The 24,148-nt window shown below is 39.8% G+C and carries 21 protein-coding genes; all 21 read right to left on the bottom strand.

Annotation, left to right across the window (positions count from 1 at the left end; all coding sequences use genetic code 11):
- Position 1: 1 nt before the first annotated feature.
- Entirely contained in the window at positions 2 to 847 is an 846-nt protein-coding gene (locus ACYSNO_RS07610; RefSeq protein ID WP_461730476.1) for a bifunctional methylenetetrahydrofolate dehydrogenase/methenyltetrahydrofolate cyclohydrolase, read from the bottom strand.
- Positions 848 to 925: 78 nt separating this feature from the next.
- Positions 926 to 1,375: a transcription antitermination factor NusB gene (gene nusB / locus ACYSNO_RS07605; protein WP_461730475.1), complete on the bottom strand. Its 450-nt coding sequence runs from the start codon at positions 1,373 to 1,375 to the stop codon at positions 926 to 928.
- A complete protein-coding gene (locus ACYSNO_RS07600) occupies positions 1,368 to 1,796 on the bottom strand; it encodes an Asp23/Gls24 family envelope stress response protein (protein ID WP_461730474.1) in 429 nt (142 codons plus the stop codon). The genes nusB and ACYSNO_RS07600 overlap by 8 nt, the downstream gene beginning before the upstream one ends.
- A gap of 120 nt (positions 1,797 to 1,916) precedes the next feature.
- Positions 1,917 to 2,981, bottom strand: coding sequence for a M24 family metallopeptidase (locus tag ACYSNO_RS07595; RefSeq protein ID WP_461730473.1), 1,065 nt, complete (start codon positions 2,979 to 2,981; stop codon positions 1,917 to 1,919).
- A 59-nt stretch (positions 2,982 to 3,040) separates the two neighbouring features.
- Positions 3,041 to 3,283, bottom strand: coding sequence for a GlsB/YeaQ/YmgE family stress response membrane protein (locus ACYSNO_RS07590; protein ID WP_461730472.1), 243 nt, complete (start codon positions 3,281 to 3,283; stop codon positions 3,041 to 3,043).
- Between the two features lie 169 nt (positions 3,284 to 3,452).
- Complete coding sequence (locus ACYSNO_RS07585) at positions 3,453 to 3,839, bottom strand: DUF956 family protein (RefSeq protein ID WP_461730471.1); 387 nt, start codon at positions 3,837 to 3,839, stop codon at positions 3,453 to 3,455.
- Positions 3,840 to 3,872: 33 nt separating this feature from the next.
- On the bottom strand, positions 3,873 to 4,787 hold the full coding sequence (locus tag ACYSNO_RS07580) for a PTS system mannose/fructose/sorbose family transporter subunit IID (protein WP_461730470.1): 915 nt from the start codon (positions 4,785 to 4,787) through the stop codon (positions 3,873 to 3,875).
- Between the two features lie 25 nt (positions 4,788 to 4,812).
- On the bottom strand, positions 4,813 to 5,622 hold the full coding sequence (locus ACYSNO_RS07575; RefSeq protein WP_461730469.1) for a PTS mannose/fructose/sorbose transporter subunit IIC: 810 nt from the start codon (positions 5,620 to 5,622) through the stop codon (positions 4,813 to 4,815).
- Positions 5,623 to 5,647: 25 nt separating this feature from the next.
- Positions 5,648 to 6,628, bottom strand: a complete 981-nt coding sequence (locus ACYSNO_RS07570; protein ID WP_461730468.1) for a mannose/fructose/sorbose PTS transporter subunit IIA — start codon at positions 6,626 to 6,628, stop codon at positions 5,648 to 5,650.
- A 24-nt stretch (positions 6,629 to 6,652) separates the two neighbouring features.
- Positions 6,653 to 7,141 carry a mannose/fructose/sorbose PTS transporter subunit IIB gene (locus tag ACYSNO_RS07565; protein WP_461730467.1) on the bottom strand — a complete coding sequence of 163 codons (489 nt, stop codon included), beginning with the start codon at positions 7,139 to 7,141 and terminating at the stop codon, positions 6,653 to 6,655.
- A 144-nt stretch (positions 7,142 to 7,285) separates the two neighbouring features.
- Entirely contained in the window at positions 7,286 to 10,096 is a 2,811-nt protein-coding gene (locus tag ACYSNO_RS07560) for a sigma-54-dependent transcriptional regulator (RefSeq protein ID WP_461730466.1), read from the bottom strand.
- A gap of 749 nt (positions 10,097 to 10,845) precedes the next feature.
- The gene (gene accA, locus ACYSNO_RS07555) at positions 10,846 to 11,631 is read right to left on the bottom strand and encodes an acetyl-CoA carboxylase carboxyl transferase subunit alpha (RefSeq protein ID WP_461730465.1); all 786 of its coding nucleotides are present in this window, start codon (positions 11,629 to 11,631) and stop codon (positions 10,846 to 10,848) included.
- A gap of 6 nt (positions 11,632 to 11,637) precedes the next feature.
- Positions 11,638 to 12,480, bottom strand: coding sequence for an acetyl-CoA carboxylase, carboxyltransferase subunit beta (gene accD, locus ACYSNO_RS07550; RefSeq protein WP_461730464.1), 843 nt, complete (start codon positions 12,478 to 12,480; stop codon positions 11,638 to 11,640).
- Positions 12,481 to 12,680: 200 nt separating this feature from the next.
- Positions 12,681 to 14,045: an acetyl-CoA carboxylase biotin carboxylase subunit gene (gene accC / locus ACYSNO_RS07545; RefSeq protein ID WP_461730463.1), complete on the bottom strand. Its 1,365-nt coding sequence runs from the start codon at positions 14,043 to 14,045 to the stop codon at positions 12,681 to 12,683.
- Between the two features lie 125 nt (positions 14,046 to 14,170).
- Entirely contained in the window at positions 14,171 to 14,617 is a 447-nt protein-coding gene (locus tag ACYSNO_RS07540) for an acetyl-CoA carboxylase biotin carboxyl carrier protein (protein WP_461730462.1), read from the bottom strand.
- A 170-nt stretch (positions 14,618 to 14,787) separates the two neighbouring features.
- Positions 14,788 to 15,453, bottom strand: coding sequence for a 4'-phosphopantetheinyl transferase family protein (locus tag ACYSNO_RS07535; RefSeq protein WP_461730461.1), 666 nt, complete (start codon positions 15,451 to 15,453; stop codon positions 14,788 to 14,790).
- A 13-nt stretch (positions 15,454 to 15,466) separates the two neighbouring features.
- The gene (locus ACYSNO_RS07530) at positions 15,467 to 16,126 is read right to left on the bottom strand and encodes a hypothetical protein (RefSeq protein WP_461730460.1); all 660 of its coding nucleotides are present in this window, start codon (positions 16,124 to 16,126) and stop codon (positions 15,467 to 15,469) included.
- Positions 16,107 to 17,711, bottom strand: coding sequence for a non-ribosomal peptide synthetase (locus tag ACYSNO_RS07525; protein ID WP_461730459.1), 1,605 nt, complete (start codon positions 17,709 to 17,711; stop codon positions 16,107 to 16,109). The genes ACYSNO_RS07530 and ACYSNO_RS07525 overlap by 20 nt, the downstream gene beginning before the upstream one ends.
- On the bottom strand, positions 17,662 to 18,462 hold the full coding sequence (locus ACYSNO_RS07520) for a thioesterase II family protein (protein ID WP_461730458.1): 801 nt from the start codon (positions 18,460 to 18,462) through the stop codon (positions 17,662 to 17,664). Before ACYSNO_RS07520 ends, ACYSNO_RS07525 begins: the two co-directional genes overlap by 50 nt.
- Positions 18,459 to 19,691, bottom strand: coding sequence for a beta-ketoacyl synthase N-terminal-like domain-containing protein (locus ACYSNO_RS07515; protein ID WP_461730457.1), 1,233 nt, complete (start codon positions 19,689 to 19,691; stop codon positions 18,459 to 18,461). Before ACYSNO_RS07515 ends, ACYSNO_RS07520 begins: the two co-directional genes overlap by 4 nt.
- Positions 19,681 to 24,144 (bottom strand): beta-ketoacyl synthase N-terminal-like domain-containing protein, encoded by a 4,464-nt coding sequence (locus tag ACYSNO_RS07510; RefSeq protein ID WP_461730456.1) that lies wholly within the window; start codon positions 24,142 to 24,144, stop codon positions 19,681 to 19,683. Before ACYSNO_RS07510 ends, ACYSNO_RS07515 begins: the two co-directional genes overlap by 11 nt.
- Positions 24,145 to 24,148 lie beyond the last annotated feature (4 nt).

The following is a 24,148-nucleotide window of genomic DNA, read 5'->3' as shown; positions in this document are numbered from 1 at the left end:
TTTACACTTTTCGTTTGGCTGCTTCAATCGTTTGCGCCATTAACATCGTAATTGTCATCGGGCCGACCCCTTTAGGTACTGGTGTAATATAGCTGGCTAACGGTGCAACTTCATCATAAGCCACATCTCCGATTAGTTTCCCATTTTCATCACGATTCATCCCAACGTCAATGACAACTGCCCCTTCTTTGACAAACTCTTTGGTCACAAAGTGCCCCCGACCAATCGCTACAACTAAAATATCTGCTTGACGAGCGACATTAGGCAAATCTTTGGTGCGTGAATGGGTAATCGTCACGGTCGCATTTTTTTCTAACAACAAATGGGCCATTGGCTTGCCAACAATATTACTACGACCAATTACGACGGCATTTTTCCCTTCTAAGTCAATGTCGTAGGCTTCAAACATTTTCATAATGCCATAAGGCGTACACGGAATCATCTCCGGCGCCCCCATAAATAGCTTGCCTAAATTCATTGGGTGGAAACCATCCACATCTTTTTTAGGATCAATTGCTAATAAGATTTTTTCTGAATCAATATGATTTGGTAAAGGCAATTGGACTAAAATGCCATGAAAAGCTTCTTCTTGATTGTAACGCTCAATTTCTGCTAATAAGGCTTCTTCCGTAATCGTTGCTTCATAACGAGAGACTTCTGAATGCAAACCGAGACGAGTCGCTGCCAATTCTTTGTTTCGGACATACACTTGACTTGCCGGATCTTCTCCGACTAATAAGACAACTAAGCCCGGGGTCACGCCCTTAGCAATCAGTCCTTGTACCTCTGCCTTCATTTCACCTTGCATTTTCTCTGCTAATTCTTTCCCATCAATCCGTACGCCCATTTCCAGTCGCTCCCTTTAAACTTTTTTCATTACACGACCATTTTACCACAAACTAATCATAAATATAAAGAAGCTAGCTTATTTGCTAGCTTCTATTTCATTATTCACATTCGACAAGACGCCATTTACGAACTTTCTTGATTGGTCATCGCTGAAAACCTTCGTTAATTCAATCGCCTCATTTAAAACGACTTTGTTTGGCACGTTGTCAACATACAGCATTTCAAACAAAGCTAAACGTAAAATGGTCACATCCATTTTCGATAAACGTTTTAACGTCCAACCTGCCCGTAAATGTTTTTGAATAATTTCATCCATCTCTGCCTTACGATCGCAAACACCCGTCACAAGTAAATCCAGATAAGTAGGAACAAAATTTTCATGTTCTTCGTCGATCATCTCTTCGTGTTCGAGAGCAATCGCATGTAATATCGCATCTTGTTTCGTCAGTTCTTGATTGAAGTCTAGTGGAAATAGCGCTTGAATCGCCATTTGTCTAATTTCGCGTCTCGATAGTTCTTTATTCATTCTCAGCCTCGTCATTTTCAAATAATTCTTCTAGGTCTAGTTGTTCTACTTTCTCAGGAACGAGCGAAACTACGTGAACGTTAACCTCACTCAATTCAATATCAGTCATAAATAAAACTTGTTGTTTTACACGATTTTGAACTTCCATTGCTACTTTTGGTACAGAGACACCGTATTTTAAGTTCACGTATAAATCCACCTGAATGCCATCTTCATCATTCATCGTTAAATAGACACCTTTTCCGTGAACCGAGCGACCTAATAGTTCGGTGACGTTATGAGTAAAACTCGCTTGCATTCGGTGAACACCTTCTACCTTAGCAGCCGCAATTCCGATAATCACTTCAATGACTTCCGGTGCAATCACAATCTCACCTAACTCATGGTTCGCATCTAAGACTAAGTTGGTTTCATCTACCATCTTTCATTCCTCCATTTCCTAGTTATTCTCAAATCACTCATGCATAACTAGTTCATTAAACCTTATTATACAATATGTTTCGCCATTATTATAGTCGAAACCGTTTTACCTAATAAAAGATTATAAGATGATTAATTCTTTCGGTGAATGCGTCAATACTTGATTGCCTGTCTCGGTAATTAACAGATCATCCTCAATACGAACGCCACCAATTCCTGGTAAATAAATTCCTGGTTCGTTGGTAATCACATTGCCAGGAACAAAGATTTTAGGTGATTTGAAAGACACATTCGGCCCTTCATGGATTTCCAACCCAATTCCATGTCCTGTCGAGTGACCAAAAGCCTCACCATAACCAAAAGAAGCGATATAATCACGTGCCACTGCATCAAGTTCGATTCCTGACATCCCTGCTTTAGCTACCTCATTGACTTTTAATTGTGCTTCTAAAACAATTTGATGGATTTCACGCAATTTCTCTCCTGGATCTCCAATCGCAAATGTACGGGTCATATCGGAAACGTACCCTTCATAATAACAGCCAAAATCAAGCGTAATCAACTCACCTTGTTCAATCACTTTATGACTGGCTACTCCATGTGGCATCGCAGAGCGGAAACCACTTGCAACAATCGTATCAAACGAAACGCTGGTTGCACCAAGTGAACGCATATAAAAATCCAATTGATTGGCCACTTCAATTTCAGTCATTCCCGGTTTGATTTTTTCAAGAATATGAGCAAATCCTTGATCCGCAATTGCACAAGCTTTTTGAATCAAGGCGATTTCTTGTTCATCCTTCACTTCACGTAAAGTTTCAATCATCCCACTAATCGGAACAAGCGCTGTTTCTTCAACAACTTCTTCCAGATTGGTGTATTCAGCAAAACTCATGACACTTTCTTCAAAAGCAAGTGCATTTATTTCTTCTTGCTGACAAATCTTAGCGACTTCTTCAAAAATAGGTCCTGTATTTTTGACAATTTCAAAACCGATCGCTTGCTCTGCTGCTTGCTCGGTATAGCGAAAGTCCGTAACAAAAAAAGCTTTCTTTGGCGTAATGACTGCTAAACCGGTTGTGCCTGTAAAGTTTGCCAAATAACGTAAATTATAAGTATTCGTCACTAAGAAACCATCAATTTCCTCTTTTTTCATTGCGGCTCTTAATTTTTCCACACGTAACATCTCATCATCCCTTTTTTCTTTTCTTCTATTATAACAAAGTTTTTCAATTTCCTGATCCTTTATCTTCCTTTTCGACCAAAAAATAAACTGACGACTGCCACAAAGATCACTGCGCCTAAAACGGAAGGTAGGATAGGCATACCTCCGAGTGATGGCCCGCCAAAGGAAAAGAGTCGCTCCCCAATCATCGAACCGACAATCCCTGCAATGATATTAAAAAAACAGCCTCTTTTCTCGCCTGTGATTAGCCCAGCCAACATGCCAATCACTGCGCCAGAAATTAGTGTAATCAGTAAATCCATTGACTCACTCCTAACTTTTTTTATTTTGCGATAACTTGAGTGTAGCACGAAAAGGACTTAAAAGGAGCAGCTTTTTTGACTTTTAACAAAATAAAACCTTCATAAATGAACCCATTCCACCAAAAAAAGCAGTCATCAAGCACCAGGCTGACAACTGCTTTTCAATCGATTAAGGCCGAGCTTTTCTTTTAAAAGAAAAACCTTTGAGTCCACGATGCACGACTTGAAAGAAACTCAGAGAATGAACCATTCGATCAGGATCGACATAGGTCCGAACTTGTCGCAATACTTTTTTCGGCTCCTTCGACGAGAACGTAAACGTCCCATTTTTCTTCGTTTGAATCCCATAGCGGGGAATCCACTTTCCTTTAAAAAAGACCGAAGCGACAACAAAATCGACTTCCTCCCAAGGGATTTGAATAAACTTTCGCGGATCACGACCATGATAAAATTCAAACCCTTTATCACCAATCATGATCTTCCCATAATCGGTTAAGCCCGAAAAAGACGTCGCATCAATGACAAGATCCACTTTTGTATTTAACGATTCGACCATTTGATCACTCCTCTAGCCTCTGACAGGTCTTTTCTATAAGATATTGGCAACGTGGCCTAAAATCCCAACAATAAATAATCCTAAGATAATAAGAATCGGTGACACTTTTTTCTTCAATAACCACATACATAGTAAGGTTAATAACAAGCCCGCCAAGCCTGGAATCAACTGATCTAAGTTGGCTTGCAGCGTGGTTTCTTGAATATTGGATAAGGCCTTACCAGAGCCTACCTCTTGAAAGGCTTGTTTTAATCCTTCGCTTGACATCGGAATTTTATCCCATTCAACATAAGCTCCTTTTGAAAGAGTAACTTCCGAAACGACAGGAGTAAAGGAAATATTTACCCAACGTTGGACAAGTGAGGCAAGAACGAACATCCCCAGAATGGATGCTCCTTTGGTGACATCTTGCAACAAGCCACCTGACAAGTCATCTGTAATCGCTGAACCTGCTCGGTAACCAAACTCTTGCGTGTACCACATGAAGCCCCAACGGATGATATTCCAAGCGACAAAGAAAAGAATCGGTCCTAGAATGTTTCCGCTTAAAGCCAAGGAAGCACCTAGAGCACCCAACATCGGACGTACCGTAAACCAAAATACTGGATCCCCAATACCTGCTAACGGTCCCATCATCCCGACTTTTACCCCTTGAATCGCCACGTCATCGACGGGTGCCCCATTCGCACGTTCTTCCTCTAATGCCAACGTCACCCCTAAAATTGGTGAAGCAATGTAAGGATGCGTATTAAAGAATTCTAAGTGACGCTTTAATGCCGCAGTCCGATCTTCTTTCGAAGCATATAATTTTTTAATTGCTGGAATCATTGAAAATGCGAAACCACCATTTTGCATCCGCTCATAGTTCCAAGAACCTTGAATAAAAGTGGAACGCCAAGCGACTGCTAGACGATCTTTTTTCGTTAATTGAATTTTTTCTTCTGCCATTGTTTGATTTCCTCCTTTTTTAGATTTAGTAATCGTTCAAGATATCGCCTAACGGATCGCCTGAATTGCTACCGCCACCGGTAGATGAACCGCCCATTTTTGAAAGGTTTAAATAAACGAGAGCTAAAGCCACACCAATTGCTCCAATTCCAATCAGGGTTAGTTCAGAAATCGCCGCTAGCACAAAACCTAAAACAAAGAATGGCCAGACTTCTTTGGTTGCCATCATATTAATAACAAGGGCGTAACCTACTGCCACAACCATGCCTCCACCAATTGCCATGCCATCAGTTAACCAAGCAGGCATCATTTCTAGCGTATTTTTTACCGTTTCCGCTGGAATGAAAAGTAGTGCTGCTGCTGGAATCGCAATCCGCACCCCTTGCATTGCAATCGCAAATACTTGTAAAATCTCAATTTTCCGGAAATTCCCTTCCTCGGCTGCTTTATCCATTAAATGAACGATTGGCACAGCAATGGTTCGCACCAACATTGTTAAGAACAAACCAGCAACCGCCAAAGGAATCGCAATCGCAATCGCAGAAGGAATTCCTGCTTTTCCTTGACCACCTAAAACTAAAATAATTGCTGCAGCAACTGACGCCAAGGCTGCATCTGGTGCAACCGCTGCACCAATGTTTGCCCAACCAAGCGCAATCATTTGTAAAGAACCACCTAAAATAATACCGACTTCTAGATTCCCAGTAACGAGACCAATCAACGTACACGCAACTAAGGGTTGATGAAACTGGAATTCATCTAAGATCCCTTCCATCCCCGCTAAGAAAGCGACAAATACGACTAGAATCATCTGGATTAAGTTTAAATCAGACATAATAAACCTCCTCAATTTCTTTTATTTAAGCGAGTTCTCGCTTCGCTTTTTTCAACAATTCATCCAAATTATCTTTGGAATCATTCGGAACCTTGCGTACATCAAAGGTCAACCCTAGGGCTTCTAATTTCTCAAAAGCCGCCACATCTTCTTGTCCCATCGACAATACTTTACTCACAACGACTTTACCGGTTGAATGTGCCAATGAACCAACGTTGACTTCTTTAATTTTCACGCCACCTTCAACCGCACGTAACACATCGGTTGGGTTTTCAAATAACAAGAGCGCTCTCGTCGCACCAAAACGTGGATCTTTTGCGATTTCAATCATTTTATCAACCGGAATGACATTCGCTTTTACCCCTGGCGGTGCCGCTTGCTCAATTAATTTTTTCCGTAAATCGTCTTTAGCCACCGCATCGGAAACAACAATGATCCGAGTTGGATTGGTTGCTTTTGTCCAAGCTGTTGCGACTTGACCATGGAGCAAGCGCGAGTCGACCCGAGCCAAAACAAATTTAATTTCACCATCACCTAAAACCGTTCCAGCTGGAATGGCACCTTGTGGCACTTCCGCAACACTTGCTGTTACTGCTTCTTTTGGTTCTAATTCTTCCGGTTTTACTTTTACGCCGTCTTTGGCGGTATCCAAAATAGCTGCAGCAATGTCTTGCGCTTTATCCATGGATAAACGGGCAGCATAGGTTTCAATTAACATCGGTAAATTCATACCTGATACAATTGCCCAATTTTCTTTATGCGCCTCAAACAAGCTATTGGCCTGATTAAAAGGCGTTCCTCCCCATAAATCCACTAAAAATAAAATTTCTGTTTGGTCATCAAAGGAGTCGATTGCCGCTTGCATTTTCGCTTTGATATCATCTGGCCCTTCACTTGGATGCAAGACACAAGCTGCGACGTTTTCTTGCTCTCCAAAAATCATCGCACCTGATTGCATTAATCCATTGGCAAACTCTCCATGACTTGCGAGGATAATTCCTACCATTACTCTACCTCCTATAATTCATTTTTACTTGCTGTGTTTTTTTAATAAGTCCATTAAAAAAACTTTTCGATCTGCTGGTACTTTTCTTACTTCTAACACAACGCCACGACGGTCTAAATAACAAAAAGCTGTAATATCCCTCTCATCGACAGAAACAAAGTTCGTGATCATTTTTTTCCCTGCGACAAAATGCATCCCACCAATATTTACGGAAGGAATTTGAACCCCTCCTCGAATTAAAGCAACCACGTCTTGTGGGTTCGTAAATAAAAGCATTATTTTTTGATTTGCCAATAATTGATTTGTATAAATAGATAATAACTTTCCCACTGTAACGACGTTCGCTTTGACGCCTGGAGGAGCCGCTTCTTGTAGCATGAACTTTCGAAGAGGGTCTTTCGCGACATCATCACTCACAACGATAATTCGATTCACGCCAGTCTCTTTGGTCCAAGCCGTTGCAACTTGCCCATGAATCAAACGATCATCAATTCGTGCTAATTGAATGTCCATCTCCTTAACCTCCCACCCTATATTTTCACCCCTTCTCTCTAGTATCTAGCAACAAGCATGCCAACTTCAGCCATACACTAGAGGTTTTTTTTCAAAAAAGCAAAAAAAATAAATACACTAGGAGTATTTCCTACTCTAGTGTATTTATTGTGTCTCGCCTTGTGTATCTAACATTCCTAAAATATAATACAGTTCGATTTCAGGAAACTCTAAATGAAAGGCCGTTTCAATCTCATGGAGTCCCTCTTTTAACACGGTATAATGTGGGTGCCTCTGGACTTGAGCCTTTTCTTCTTTCGTCCCACTTAAAGGTTGTCGAAGCAATAAGCGTTCCAAAACGCCCGCAACATGCATGGTAAAATGAATTTGAAAATGCCATTGTTTTTTCTTTCCATACCAGTGATCGCACAAGCTGGTGGCCGCTTCCCATAACACGTCAATCACTTTCGCAGGATTTAAAAACAAGATATTTTCTTCTAAATACGATAGACACACTTCGCGGGCTTCAAGACTTTCTAGCGGTACCTCTTCAGGCAACGCCTCACCTAGAAGGAGATTCGTTAATAGCTCTCCCAAATCTGCTTGAAAAAAAGCTTCCAGCGAAAGAAAAGGAACATCTATTTGAGGATTCATCACGCCAGTCACAGCCAGTAATTGGTAGTCTTTTTGAATTTCCGGTATCCGTCGCGCAATTGAAAGGACCGATTCTGTTAGCACTTCAACGTGAGTGATTCCCTTGTCCTCCAAGGCGTGTTCTAATTGTTCTTTTAAGTATTGAGCGGTCCCTTCACCCGAAGCACAAATAGCTAAAATCGCTTGCGGTCGATCAACAATTGCTGGTGCTTGCGCTGCTTGAATCTCCTTCAATAAACTATAACCTTGGAACCCTTGAAGCGATTCAACCAAATCATCTAAGGTTAAGCCGAGCGTCTCAGCTTTTCGCACCGCTTCTAACACAATCGGTGTACTCACCATGTCTAAGGTTCGAACGGTTACCCCCGTTTCACTTTCTAACTTTTCATCAAAATGCGCGAGCGATCCCATATCAACGAGCAGTAAGACGCCACTTCCTTGATCTGCTTGCAGTACCATTTCTTTCATTTTTGCAAAAGCAATCTTAGGTGACATATCTAAGGGCATATCTAAAGCAAAAACTTGTTCCAACTCTAACAACTGGCGCGCGACTTCAGCCATACTCGAAGCCGTACTATTTCCGTGAGCGGCAATAATGAGGCCAATCTTCCCATCTGAAGGACTGTGCCGCAAAGAAATCAATAAAGCCGCCAAATAGTAAGTCTCATCTTCAGGCAGTTCAATCCGAAAGAAGTCGGCGATTAATTGTTGTACTTCTTGCGCTAACTGAAACTCTAAAGGATAGTCAGAAACCATTAAACGAATATTCGAATGAATGGAGCGTTCTTCTCCTAATTCAAACTTCTTTAAGAAAGAAGCGATGTGCAAACTCATTCCATAAATAAAATTTTGTTGGGCATGAACGGGTAAATGCTCCTGGACATGTTGATAAATTTGATGGGTCACCGCAATTACTTTGGCATCTACAAACTCACTCAATTTATTTTCAGTTGAAAAGGAGAACCCATGATCTTTATAAAAAGATTGCAAATGGATGTTAATATCCGTCGAAATAAAGTGATTAATCGTTTCTTGATCAACGCCATCTGAACGCAAAAACGCGGCCTTATTGCCAATAATATCATAAAGATTATAGGGGAGTTCGTAGCTATCAGAATAAGGATTGCTCAATTCTTGATCTGGATCGACAATCAGTTGGTTCGGCAAGTAACCTGCTAGCCCCATCGACATTTCACGGCGACTCGTTAGCGAACGCAAACCGGCTCGAATCCCTTCAGGTAAATCCGCTAGCGAAAGATCAATTTGTTCGTGTTGCATATGATTTAAAAAACCTCGAGCACAAACAAGCTGCACACTCGATTTTAATTGCCCAATATTTCCAAAAGTGACGCTGCCAATTAACGCACGAATGACTTCTTCTGTTAGGGAGATTCGTCGCTTGATTCGGGTCGCTTCTTGTGCAACCATCATTTGAATCAGTTCCATTTTTTCCTGTGGCGTTCGCTTTTCAAATGACGGCAGCTGAATATGAATGGGAATGCGACGTAAAAAAGTCGCTAACAAGGCAGAACTTGGATTTTCAGTCGTTGCTCCAATCACCCGAACATTGGCCTGACGATTTTTCCCGACTTCACCGAGACGATTGTACAACCCATGATCCATTAAATAAAAAATCATTTCTTGCCCTTCCGGAGGTAAACGATGGACCTCATCCAAAAATAATATCCCCTCGTTCGCTTCATCAATTAAGCCCGAACGCTCCTTCTCCGCCCCGGTAAAAGCACCTTCGACATAACCAAACAGATAACTCATTAACAATTCAGGATTATGCGCATAATCGGCACAATTAAAAACGACTAATTTTTTCGATGCTTCAACCATTTGCCTTTCTTTTGCATACTGAAACATCAAATGAGCAAAATAAGTCTTCCCCGACCCTGTCGGCCCAGTAATCAGACAGTCTAATCCCTTGGGAGGATATAAAATGGAAGCTTTCGCCTGTTCTACTGCGTTTTTCAGGCTACCACGATAACCGATTAAATGCGTAAAGGCATCTTCTTGAGCGAAAAAATGTTGGTGCTCAACTGGAAGCTCCTTTCTTTCAAACGCATCTGCTGTCACTTGTCCTTCAACATCCAATCTCGCTGTCTTCGATGCCTCTACCAAGTAATACTTCACCGGACGTGTCTTTGTTTTCATTAGTTTGCCCAACCGAACCAATTCATTTAGGTCTTTACTGACATTGGTACGTTGAAATTTCAACTGCTCAGAAACTTCCAATGTCGTGATTCCTTCATCATTTTGATCCTCACGTTTTCGATGAATGAAATATTCATAAATGACTTCTCTACGCTTACTCAAAAAAAGCCCCTCCTTCCCATCAACTGCCATTCGCTAGGCGAACGATATGCATTCTTACTTAATTATAACGAGAAGTCGGCAATTTTACCAATTTTAGACAAAAAAACCTTTGAACTCCTGTTTGATCAAGAGTTCAAAGGTTTGCATGCATCTTCTTAAGCTTGTGCTGCTACTGGGTATTTCGTTCCTGATTTCCTAATACATCCGTTTGTGTACTACTACCAAGAAAATCAAGCATATTCTAATTGATCAAAACCGTTTGTGCCCGTACCTGTACGAATCAGTTCAAGGTCACTATAAATAGACGCTAGGCATTGCGTTTGGAAGAAGTTTTTCCACAAAGACAACATAACAAAAAAGGTACCTCTAACTGTTTCTCCGGTAATGGTTTATCTTATTGGTTCTATCCTACACGATCCTTCTATTTCGCAACCTGCTGATTACCAGACAAAGTATTACTTCGGAATCCATGTATTTTTTGGATATCAATCTTTTTATGGTCCTGATAATGACCATTACATTAAAATACGGGAGCTTTATATGCGAAAAACGAGAATTTTTTATTTGTATTGACTGATTAATAAAAAAATAGAGTGTTGCAAAAAAGCAACTAGGTTTTTGACCGCACTAATAGCTTTTATTTGGCAATCAATGTAGAAAATAGCCAATGCTGGTAATCATAGGAAGAGGATGTAATCAGTCATTGTTTCTGATCCATCCTCCATTCTCACTTCATCGCTTTTCAACTTTTAGAACACCCGATATTTCAAGTATCTGTTTTCTATCAATTCATTTACATTTTGACGTTGCAATTTTTTCAAGTTTTTCAGCAAATCAGTACTAATTCTCTGCCCTGTTTCTTGCATAGAAAATAGTTCATTTTCATCCGTTTCTTTGATGATTTTGTCAATAACTTTAGATTTTTTCAAATCAGCAGGTGTCAGCTTCATAATTTCAGCAGCCTCTTCTGATCGTTTACTGTCCTTCCACAAGATACTTGCAAACCCTTCTGGAGATAGGATGGAATAAATCGAGTATTCCAGCATCCAAACCTCATCCGCTAAGGCAAGAGCAAGAGCACCACCACTACCTCCCTCTCCTGTGATGATTGCAATGATTGGGACCTTTAGATGACTCATTGCTAACAAATTTTTTGCAATTGCCTCTCCTTCGCCACGCTGTTCTGCTTCCACTCCACAAAAAGCACCAGGCGTATTGATCAAAGTAATAATCGGTCGATTAAATTTCTCACCTTGACGCATCAAGCGTAACGCTTTTCTATACCCTTCCGGACTAGGAGAACCGAATCTGGCCTGAATATTTTCTTCCAAGCTTTTTCCTTTTTGAATCCCTATTACGGTAACAGGGATATCCTTCAAATATGCAATTCCTCCCACTATTGCTTTATCATCCCCGGCATATCTGTCTCCATGAAATTCAACGAAATCTTCAAATATATGATCAATAAATTCATAAGCAGATCCCTTTGCCAAAGATCTGGCTGCCTGAACAATTTCACAAGGAGTTTTAATCATCTTTTTTCACCTCACTGGACTGTGTAGTTTTAAAATCTTTTTCAACATTTTTCGCTGGTCTACACGAGGAACGATTTTATCAATAAATCCATTTTCCAGTAAAAACTCTGCTTTCTGAAAATCATCCGGCAATTCTTGCTTGGTGGTCTGAGAAATCACCCGTCTCCCCGCAAAACCGATTACCGCACCAGGTTCAGCAAGAATGATATCTCCCTGCATAGCAAAGCTTGCAGTAACACCGCCCGTTGTCGGGTCGGTCAAAACAGCTATATAAGGCTTTTCCCCCTCAGAAAATCGTTGAACTGCTGCAGAAATTTTTGCCATTTGCATCAACGAAAAGATACCTTCCTGCATCCTCGCTCCACCTGAAGCTGTATACAAAATCACTGGTAACTTCTGAAAAGCAGCTTTTTCAAAAAGCCGTGTGATTTTCTCACCAACCACTTGTCCCATACTGCCCATAATAAAACGAGTATCCATCACACCAATTGCTGTTTTTTCACCGAGTATCTCGCCTGTTCCTGTGATAACAGCTTCATCCAAGCCTGTATCTTCTTTCAATTTCTTTTGTTTTTCAAGATACCCTGGAAAACGAATAGGATCTTTCCACTCATTTTCCTTATCCCATTCAACAAAAGTTCCTTCATCCAAAAGAATGGCCAATCGATCATTAGCGTTCATTCTAAAATGATGACCACATTCTGGACATACCTGCTCGTTCTTTATATCTTTCGCATAAAAAGTAGCACTACAGCTCTGACATTTTTTCCATAATCCATCTGGAATAATGACTCTTATCTTACTTTTTCCACGACTCTCACTAGATACGGTATTACTGAATAATTTCATTTTTATCCTCCTTTATACTTTTTTTGAAACAAGTCTGTCACTTCTCTGCTTCTTTATTCTAGTAATCTTATTTCCCTTTATTCCATGACACAGCGACTACACTTGGAAATAGACCGCTCCTATAACTCTCATATGCTGCGCTCGGCACATGCTTTTACGGCTCCAAATATAAGGCAGCATACCTAATAGAGCGTTCTACTTTATTTTACAGTTTGATTGTCAATTGAACATTCATTGATAAATGCCGTTGTATAGTTTCCATTCACTATATCTGGGTGATTGATCAAAGCAAGTTGGTAGTCTTTATTTGTTTTGACGCCTTCTATGACAAACTCCGAAAGAGCTCGATTCATTTTCATCAACGCTTCTTTTCGATTTTTCCCATGCACGATCACTTTAGCCAGCATCGAATCATAAAATGGCGGGATATCATACCCTTGATAGATCGCATTATCTACTCTCAATCCTAAACCTCCACTTGGTAGCAGCAGGGTTTGAATTTTTCCACAGGAGGGCGCAAAATTATTTTCAGGGTTTTCTGCATTGATTCTGCATTCCAACGCATGTCCCGTAAACACCACATCTGACTGCTGAATAGATAGCTTATGCCCATAAGCAATGCATATTTGTTCTTTAATCAAATCAATCCCTGTAAGCATTTCAGTTACAGGATGCTCGACCTGAATACGAGTATTCATTTCCATAAAATAGATTTCCTGTGATTTTTTATCAATTAAAAATTCAATTGTCCCGACACTCTCATAAGAAACTGCTTTCGCTGCTCTGAGCGCAAGATCATACAATTCTTCTTGTTTATCAGCAGTCAGATGAGCAGCCGGCGTTTCCTCGATCAGCTTTTGGTTATTTCGTTGCAAGGAACAGTCACGTTCCCCTAAATGAAGAATCGTACCAAATTTATCGCCCAATACTTGGACTTCGATGTGCCTTGCCGGATAGATGACCTTCTCCAGGTACATCTCATCATCTCCAAAAGCGGCAGCGGCTTCTTTTTTGGCAGCTGTAAAGTTTTTTTCCATCTCCTCACCAGAGTGGATTTTTCGAATTCCTTTACCACCACCGCCAGAAACAGCTTTCAGCATAACTGGATAGCCTAGGCCCTCTGCTGTTTTTTTTGCTTCTGCTAACGTTCGTATATTTCTCTGACTCCCCGGAATTACCGGAATGCCAGCTGCAAGCATTGTGTTTCTAGCATTCATTTTATCGCCCATCCCATTGATGATTTCTGTTGGAGGGCCAATAAATGTCAATTGACATTCACTGCAAATGGAAGCAAATTTACTATTTTCTGATAAAAATCCAAAACCGGGATGAATCGCTTCAGCCCCCGTAACTATGGCTGCACTTAGAATATTTTGAATGTTTAAATACGAATCTGAGACTTTGGCCGTTCCGATGCAAACAGCTTCATCGGCCAATTGTGTATGCAGTGCCTCACGGTCAGCCTCTGAATACACCGCTACCGTCTTTATTCCCAGCTCTCTGCAAGCACGAATAATCCGAACAGCAATTTCTCCTCTATTAGCTATTAAAATTTTAGAAAACATCTCTCCACCTCTTTTTTTCAACTATGTATAGGATTCTTTGCAAAAGCTTCTATGCACGACGCTTGACCTTTGTCGACACATTGATAAAAGGAACAGATTCATGTTACCTTCCGACATAGACTTTATTATTTTGAAAGTTTGGGTAAAATGCGAAATAATGGCTGATTAAATTCAACAACTGCTTCATTTTCCACTAATACTTTATCTATAACTCCATCCTGATCACTCACGATCTCATTCATCAATTTCATTGCTTCAATAATGCAGACTACCTCTCCTTTCTTAACAGAATCACCAGCTTTTTTGAATGCCGCTGCATCGGGTGTCGGCTGTAAGTAAACGATTCCCACAAGTGGGGCACAAATCATTTTTTCTGCCGAAGGTCCTACCAGTGGTTCGCTTATGTCTTCAATAGCACTCTTCTGTAATGAACGTTCTGTCTCGGATTTATTTCGTTTGATCGTGCTTATTTTTGTCATGTGGAGCACCCGTCCATTTTCATTTAATTCAAATTCTGCTAAAGATGATCGATCAAATTGTTCGATTGTCTGTTGAATGCCTGGATAATCCATTTTTCTTCCCTCCATATGTGAAATTTTCACTTCAAAGAGGTCGGGACCATTTCAATTTTTCTTTTTGACCCGACCTCAGAATTCCTTTGTTCCATCTTAAATTAATTGACTTTATAACGTTTCAACAGATTCCCCTGTTTTTTACTGTCAACAAATTATAGCCTGCTACATCAGATAAGCTCCTGCAATATCTTTTCAGCTTTTATCCCTTGCTGTACAACAAAACTGCAGATCTCACCTTCTTCTTTTTCAAAAGAATAGGCAGTAAGGAACGGAAACTTTTTAAAGCTCAGTCGAAAGACTTGGTTATTCAGTATCGTCATATCTTCTACTTTTTTTACTTCATAAATTGAGTAATCCGCAAGTAAACCGATTTTCAACGCTTTTCCCAACGCCTCTTTACAACTGAAAAGGATGTATGCCATTTTTGAAGTCACATCACTATCAATAAACAGCTCTTTTTCCGAATCTGTCAGTAACTTCTCTAAAAATATGTCGCTTCTGATCGTCTCAATATCTACACCGACAATATTTTCCCTTGAATAAATAACAGAAAACACATAGTTTCGAGAATGGCTCAACCCAATTTCAAAGTCTCCTTCTCTGAGCATTGGATAACCTAACGATCCATAATCAATAGAAATGTCATTGTATGTTTCTTCTGTCGAAAAACGATGTTCCAGTAAATTTGTTTTCAATGCATATCTGCCGGCAAGAAATTCCTGTTTTCTTTTCTCGCTCGACATATTTTCATAGCGTTTCAATTCATCGGAGCTCAATATTTCTAAAGGATCGATTGATTTCTCTGCAAGCTCCAGCAAGTTGGAAGTAATCATATTTTCCCCTCCTTTAAACAAAACTACCCTCTTTATTCTCTAGGCTGACTTTATGCTTCAAAAATAACGAGAAGACAAAATCGATAATAAAACTACTGTTTATCAGTAACAAAAAGCTTAAATAAATATTTTGAGAAATGGTCTCCCATGAAAGGAAGCCTAGCATTCCGATAATTAGCAATCCACCGAATACAGCACACTTCCAGACAACACCTGACTGTTGATAGTGAAGCCTTCGATAAATCCCCAGAATGATCATACCAGCACCAATCGCTTTCAAAAGCAGCTGTATTGTATCAGCATTCGGCGAGTAGCTGCCGATCGTATAAACAGGTAAATTCAAACAAAGAACAATCCCGGTACCGATCAATAAATAATCGAGCCATTTTCGTCTGGGACTCAGCGAAAGCATGTACCAAACCGGTGAAAATTTAAAGTATGCAACTGTAACAAATAGTAGCATCAGTAACATTTCTCCCACAAATTTAAACGATTCTACATTCCGCATTTTTTCATTAAGCATAAATAATGTGAAGAAAGCGATGATCCCAAGAATTTTTAAGAACCAGTATTTTTTTAAGTAGCCTTCCATTTGACTGATCATTGAACCACTCAATTTTCTTTTAGAGACATCGTATTTTTTTAGTAAAAAATCATAAATTGTGCGCTGCAAGATATTCACCCCCAAGCAAGTTGACCAGTTCGGACACAACAGCATTTTCAATAACATCGAAAAAACTTAAATTTACATTGAATTGATCATTGATTTCACGTACAAGCTCCCAAATGATCACCGAATCGACTTCAAGTTCAAAAATACTGGTAGCCAGATCGATTTTTTTCCCAGTGCAATATTTTTCAAGAATCCGAATGACCTTCTCCGGTGTAGAAAGAAAGTATTGTTCATACAGCTTCCCTGTATCGGTTTTTCCATTAGCAGTAAGGGGCAACTCCGATACCCAGATGATTTTCGCCGGTAACATATAAATTGGCAATCGCTGTCTTAATTCTTCCAATAACCGAGGATGCTGTGTTGTGACTGCCAAAAATATCTTTCGCTCCTTAACAAAAGCATGACAGTTCTTGACTCCCAGCGATTTAACATTTGCTTCGATTTCCTGCAAATCAATTCTGTACCCATTTACTTTTACCTGTGTATCTTTTCTGCCAATATAAATCAGCCTGCCATCTTCACCTCTTTTAACCAGATCTCCGGTTTTGTAAATCGTTTTTCCCTGCCATTCGGCGAAGGCTTCTGCCGTCTTTTCTTCATTATTCAAGTAGCCTAAAGCAATCCCGGCACCACTGACAAAGAGCTCGCCTTCACTACTTTCTTGTCCCTGTTCATCTATAATATAGGTTTCTGTGCCATAAATACTCGTACCTATGCAAATTTCTTCAACATCATTTTCCATCACATCCAATGTTGTAAACACAGTGTTTTCAGTTGGGCCATAGCCATTAATCACTTTTGTGTAGTTCAAGGCTTCTTTGACATGAGAAAGACTAAGTTGCTCGCCTCCAACAATCACATGACTCAGGCTTTTGAACATCTCAGGTTTTTTATCCATCCAAAAATTGAATAATGAGCAGGTGACCCACATAATATCGATACCTTGATTGATTCTTTCCTCCACGCTATAGATACTTAATATTTCAGTCTTCGTCAGTAGAGAAATGGTCATACCATGCAATAGACCGCCCCATATCTCTAAAATGGAAGCATCAAATTCCAGTGGACTGATATGGGATATCGTCTTCTCTGGACTCAAGCCTAATCGTTCTTCATGGATCAAACGGACAACTGCGCGATCTGGGATCCCAACCGCTTTTGGTTCAGAGGTGGTCCCTGATGTAAAGATTACATAGCAGAGAGAGTCTTCCTTTCGCTCATGCTTAGATAACCAGACGGATCCATCCATATCATCCGACAAATCATTTTCATCAATGATCATTCGTATGTTTAGCGTGTCTACCATCATTTGTTTTCGGCTTTCAGGATAATCCTTATTGATGACTGTGTACGCCGCACCGATTTTCAAAATACCGATCATGGCTGCAATTGCTTCTATACTACGGTCCAGCTCAACTCCGATTACCTCTCCCGGCTGTACATTGGCCGCTTCTAATTTTTTGAAATAGCTATTCGATAGCGCATTGAGCCTGCTGTACGTAATTGTTCTGTTTTTTTCTATGATTGCTTCTTTTTCAGGATTTTCCAGCAATTTCTGCTTTAGCAGTGACAATAAATTTTCCATCTATTTTCCTCCCCCTGTCTGTTGTTGTATTCAATGATTTTGATTGATCAGTTAAAGCAGTATAGATATCTGCAAACAGCTTTTCCTGGCAATCGTAGTAAAAGAAATGACCGGCCGGATAGGTATAAAGAGCTATTTGTCCATCAGATAGTTCCTGCCATTTGTTGATAGAAGAAACTGTCTCATCCATCTCTCCTTGGAAAACAGAAACCGCAACCTTTCTATCAAACGATATTCGTTGATAGTTGTTGGTTAAGTTATAATGATCAACAGACGTAATATCATTGAACAAAGCCGGTAAAAATAATTTTCTCAATTCTTTCGATTTAAATTGGTCTTCCTTGATCAAACCATATGTCTGACATTTTTTTAGAAAGTCATCTTCATCCTCGTAGGTTTCAGTTGAAACTTCGATTTTATGCGGTGGTGTTGCAGCCATGAAAAGCAGCCTGCTCACCTCAATTCCTTGTTCAAGCATTAATTTCGCTATTTCATAAGCAATCAAGGAGCCCATACTGTAGCCGACTAAAATAACAGGCTCCTCCTTGTTCAGTTCAGGAAGCAAGTGTTTGAAAACATCTACTGCATTTTCTTGGATCGAGTGAATCAGTGTTTCAGAAAAGCGTCTGCCATGTCCGGCATAATCGACCTCAATGATCTCTGCTGAAACCCTCTTTTCCTTCAAATAGTTACGTAAAGGTGTAAAGATTCGTGTGTGTGAACCTGCATACGGAAAGCATATAATTTTCATGACACTTCACTCCCTTCGTTCATTGTATTGACTCGTTTGATCAACAGGTTAAACATGTTGCCGTACATAGAATATGCTAAAATGGAAATCAGAGCGGCTTCATCAAACTGGTCTGTCCATAACGTTTCGTCGACTTGACCAATTAAACGGTTGGGCTCTTTTATGAGTCTTCCACTTTTTTCATCCTCCGCATCCAGCATTCGACATAAGCCTAGTAAAGAATAATAGCCTACAACGTAGTGGATGTCCTCTTTAAAAAATCCTCCTTTTAGGTTGCTATACGTTTTCTTGAGGTTCTTCACCAGAGAAAACTCTGCCGCATCATCTACTTCGTTCCCACGACCGTACAGCTCAACGACTATATTGTCATTCGACGCCACAGCTGCTTTAGAAAAAGAACGTTCCAGCATTTTTTTTACTGCCCTTCTATTCACGACGACATTTCCCATCGTGCCAGAAGAGATATCCTTGATTTCCGCAAGAATCTGATCACCGTCTTTTTCTGCCTGCTGTTTTTCTTTCAGCAGAAATGCGGCCCCTCCTTCTGAAAAATAACGACCTTTTGCATCTTCCTCAAAGGGCTCGATGAATCGTTCATCCCCTACTCCAAATTGCGAAAATTCAAATGGTACTGGGAAAGTGACCGCGCTGGCACCACCAACTATGGCTGTATCGAATGCCCCTTCCTTTATCTTTATATAAGCATTGTAGAGAGAGGCAATTCCTGAAGTTGATGCTTCACTAATGCTTTCTACTGCAAATGTGCCTTGATAATCAAGCAGTTTAAGATATCCCAGAGGATCGGCCAGCTCAAAATTCTGAGCCAGCGTTTCCCCATTACGTTCAATCAGTTGGTATTTTGACAGACTGTCTGTATTAGCACTTCCAAGTGTCAATAGAAAGCCCTTTTTCTGATCGATATGGTTTCGCTTCAATAAACTATTCAAAAGAGACAGTGTGATTTTTTCACTTGAAATCAAATATCTTTTCTTATCTAAAGAAATACTTTCCAATGGAAACCGTTCATCGATCGATTCATAAAATACGCCATGAAATGAATCATTAAAGGTAATTTCTGTTTCTTGGAGCTTCTCCATCTCCTTTAATCTTCCCTTTAAAATATCTTTGTTATCCTTGATAGTCGTTTTAACTGTTGCGTTTCCAAGAGATGTTTTATTGGGTATATCGTAGATACAATCTACGATGACAACTTCACGCTCATGCTGCATTTTCTTCTATCAACTCCTTGACATAGTCACTTAACTGATTGACGGTCGGATAAATGAAGACATCTGCAACTTCGATATCGATTTCAAATTGCTCAGCTACCGGGCTATAGATTCCAAATGCCTTGAGAGAATCACCACCCAGCTCTGTAAACGATTTCGTTACATCAATTTCATCCAAACCTAATACAGAAGCAAAAATTACGGTAATGAACTTTTCAATTTCGTCCTGCTCCTCAGCCCCCATGATGGTCAGCTCTTCATAATTTTTTACAACGTACTCTCCTTGCTCTGTATCCTCATTCGTTCCTTCAACAGCTAGAAATTCATCTGGCAGCAATATATATGGACTTAAGAATTTTTCAGCATTCAAGGGGTTGAATTCGCCCATGATCAATTTATTAAATTGTTTACTAAACGACAGATTTAAGTATTCTCCACCTGCTGCTGTACTAAGTGATTTCATCAATAGATACTTCTCTGCTTCTTCCATGTCGCCAAAGTCAAGGGCCATTCCGACTTCATTCCAACCTGGCCACAAGACTGTTTTCATCTCAGGTGCAGTCATAGAGCAGCCTTCTAAAAATGAATTGGCAAACGTATAAGAAAACTGTCCCGGTGATCCGCTGATTGTTGTCATAGATGAGCTCATTAGGAAAAATTTCAATGGCTGATTCTGCAAACATTTTTTCAGCAGCAGTGTTCCTTTTACTTTAGGTAAAACGACCTTCAAAAACTCTTCTGGTGTTTTAGAGAACAACATGCCGTCCTCCGGCACTCCTGCCAGATGGATTACACCTTTGATTGTTCTTTCTTTACTGATGGATTCGATCGCTTGTTCTACCTTATACTCTTCAGTGATATCGCAGGAATAAAATTGAATATTCCCTTTATCCATCAATCGCTGTATTTTATTCAACTTCTGACTTTCCTGCTCTGTCAGCTCTGCTTTTTGAGTCAACTGGGTGTATACATCGGTTCTACCAAAAACAGCTACTTTGCTAGCAGGGTTAAACTCAACCAGCTTACCGACATATTCCAAACCGATACCACCATAGCCACCAGTAACGATCACACAATCCTCATCTTCTAATGAGAAGCTCCGGCTTTCTATTTCTTCCATTTCTACAAGCTTTTCAATAAAGATTTTCCCTGCTTTATAAATCACTTTCCTATTTTCCAATTCTGTCATTTGAGCCAGAGCTATCAGTTTTTGACTATCCAATAATTCACAGTTGATCATTAACGACGTGATCCCAGTATTCTCTAAGCCAAGAATTCTTCCTGAGCTTAATAACGCATAGTTTAACGGATTTACTTTTCCTTCATTTTCATTAATAAAGAAACCATTATCTGCTGCAAGAATCAGCTTGCCGTTTCTATTCAGAAACTTAGCTGCTTTTTTAGCGAATTCGAAATAGTAAAGAGATTCTTGTTCAATCTCTGCACTATCTACGACAGCTTTTCCAAACCACGGAGCATAGATAATATAATCATATTTTCCAGATACAGTTTTTTCTTCAAGTCGTTGATAGTCTTGATAATGAATCTTTTCCGTTCCAACTTTCAGATTGTCCTGATTGGTTAAAACCAATACGTTTGATTCCCCATCAAGTAAGTGAACAGTTTCCTTCAGTCCAGATTCTTGCCAGACTACATTATGGAAATGAGGAGTAAAGTAAACATTTTTAACTGATTTCATCGTATATTTATCCAGATAAGCAACCAGCTGTCCTACTTCATTATATAAAGATACATTTGCTGAGATCACATCATGGTCCTGTTCAATGTCATAAAGAAGCTCAGACCTAGAATACATTGTTCTGGTAAAGCTATTTCCTGTAAAAGTGAATTTTCCATAAGATAATGGCAGATAGAATTTTTGGAACGCTTGTGCTCGTTCATAAACCATTCCACCCAAAAGTCCATCTAAAATGGAAGGATGTAGATAAAATTCTTCATTATCAATCAGGAAATCCTGCTTCAACGTAAGAGCAGCAATGATTTCATTTTCAGATTTGTTGATATAGCGGAAGTTTTGTTCCTTGAATTCCCATCGCCCCTTAAAAGCATCACTCTCATCAGAAGGAAAAATAGCTGCTTCCAGATTACGTTCCAGATCTGCTTCTACATCCAGATTTTCATAGTTGAAATCACGCAGAGCTTTCAGAACAAATGCTGCATGTTCCACGTATTTATTCAAATCCCCCTCTTCATATGAATAAACGCTGATCTCTACTTGATTCTCTTCCCCTTTATTCACATGTACATAAAATGTTTTTGATGCCTCTGTGTCCGATAACTGAATCAGATTTTTTAAAAGCAGCTTTTCGATTTCATAAGCCGGGTCATCAAAGTAAATACTTGCAAGCTCTGCTGCCAGTTCCGTATATGTCGTACCGGAGAAGGTTCGCTTCCCCTGAATCCTATGATCATCCACAAACCAGTCTTTGGGTGATAATGTCACAGCATAAATGTCATTTTTAGGTGTTTTCAATGTTTGTTTTTTGATCAGTCGGGTCGGCATTTCCAATCCCGGCTCAACATTTTCATAAATATTATGTTTTCTGACATTTGCCCATAAAGACTGCTTTTTAAATTTATAGCCCGGTAATGATTGGACCTTGGCATCCTGATAGCTGAACTGTTGTAATGCGGAATCATATCCTTCTACATACAATTTGATCAATTCACTCAATTCGAAGCTGTCACTTTCATTCTTCAATCTGTGATCCATCATTTTTTTCAAATCACCGGAAATCGCTGCTGCTTCCGAAGCAAAAATACCTTGTCTATGTGTTCTTCCCTCCAACAATTGAATGCTTTGTTCAATTTTTTCAAAAAGCTCATCCATGGTGCCCGCCTCAAATCCAAGTCGGGTAGTAAAATGGTTTCTCTTTCTAACAAGGGTATATGAAATATCTTGAAGAGAGCCTTTGCGAATATACGTTTCATGCTTTTGATAACTTTCCAGCTGCTCAAGGATTTGTTCCATCGTCTGCGCGGAAAAGACGATTGGATAGATTTTTTCTACTGCTTCTTTTTCAGTATGTTCATACTCTTCAAGAATCACATGAGCATTTGTTCCGCTGAATCCAAAAGAGCTGATTCCACCTCGTCTTGGGTGTTTTCCTTTTTTCCATTCCTGCAACTTAGTAGGGATATAAAACGGACTGTCAACGAATTTAATGTATTCATTCGGTGCTTCAAAAGATTCAACCGGAAAAATTTCTTTGTTCTGTAAAGCCAAAGACATCTTGATCAGTCCACCAACACCAGCTGCTCCAACTGTATGACCAATATTTTCTTTCAAACTGGTTAAAGCACAGAAACCTTTTTTATCACTATATCTTCTATACGCATCTGTTAACCCCCGTACCTCGATCGGATCACCCAATTTCGTCCCTGTTCCATGGGCATCGATGTAATCAACACTTTCCGGAGAAATCATGTTTCTTTCATAAACATCCAGCAGCAAGTCTTTCTGTGCATGAGGATTCGGAGCTGTCAGACCGTTTGATTTACCATCACTGTTGATCATACTGCCTCGAATGATTGAATGAATATTGTCATTATCTGCGATCGCATCCTTCAATCTTTTAAGGACGACAATACCGGCACCTTCGCCGAAGATTGTTCCTTCAGATTGTGCATCAAAAACCTTCAAGAATGGTTTTGATGTTTCTACATCACTGTATTGGTCGATTGTGCTTCCCTGTCTTGGGAACAATCCCAAAGCGATCCCACCAACAATTGCTGTGTCGATTTCTTTTTCTCGTAAAGTTTTAACTGCGATATGAGCGGCAACTAAAGAAGAAGAACAGGCAGTATCAATAACAAAAGAGCCTCCGGAAAGATTAAATAGGTAGTTTAATCGACTGGCCAATATCCCTTCCCACGTTCCTGAATTCACATAATTAGAATCCTCTTCGATTTCTGAACGGTAATTGGCAGTGATTGACTTATCCTTTCCCACATAAATTGCTGTTTTACTATCCTTTATGTCATCTATTTTGATTCCAGCATCCTCTAATGCCAGATAAGAGTGCTCAAGAATCAGGCGATGAGTAGGATCAATATACTTTGCTTCCTCCTCAGAAAGACCAAAGAATTCCGGATCAAATAAATCAAGATTTTCTAAATAGCTGCCTTGCTCCTGACAAAGACGTTCTAAAAATTTTTCCGGCGTAGTATTTAAATGATCCGCACCACGCAACAAGTAATCGTGATCCTTCGGAATGTATTTGATTCGTTCCTCCGGGAATTTCTTAAAACCGCGTGTTCCATATCGATTCATATTATAAAAATCATGAATACCGTCTACGTCTGTATATTCACAAGACATCCCTACGATTGCGATATCCTCAGGTACAACATCCTCTAACAATTGTTTTCCTGTTTCTTTATCTAAATCACCAGATTGAATTTGATTAAATAAATATTCACTTACGTTCATTACA

Source organism: Enterococcus sp. LJL98, assembly GCF_054871745.1.
Note: the sequence above shows the minus strand (reverse complement) of the source record. Positions and strands in the feature narration are given on the sequence as shown.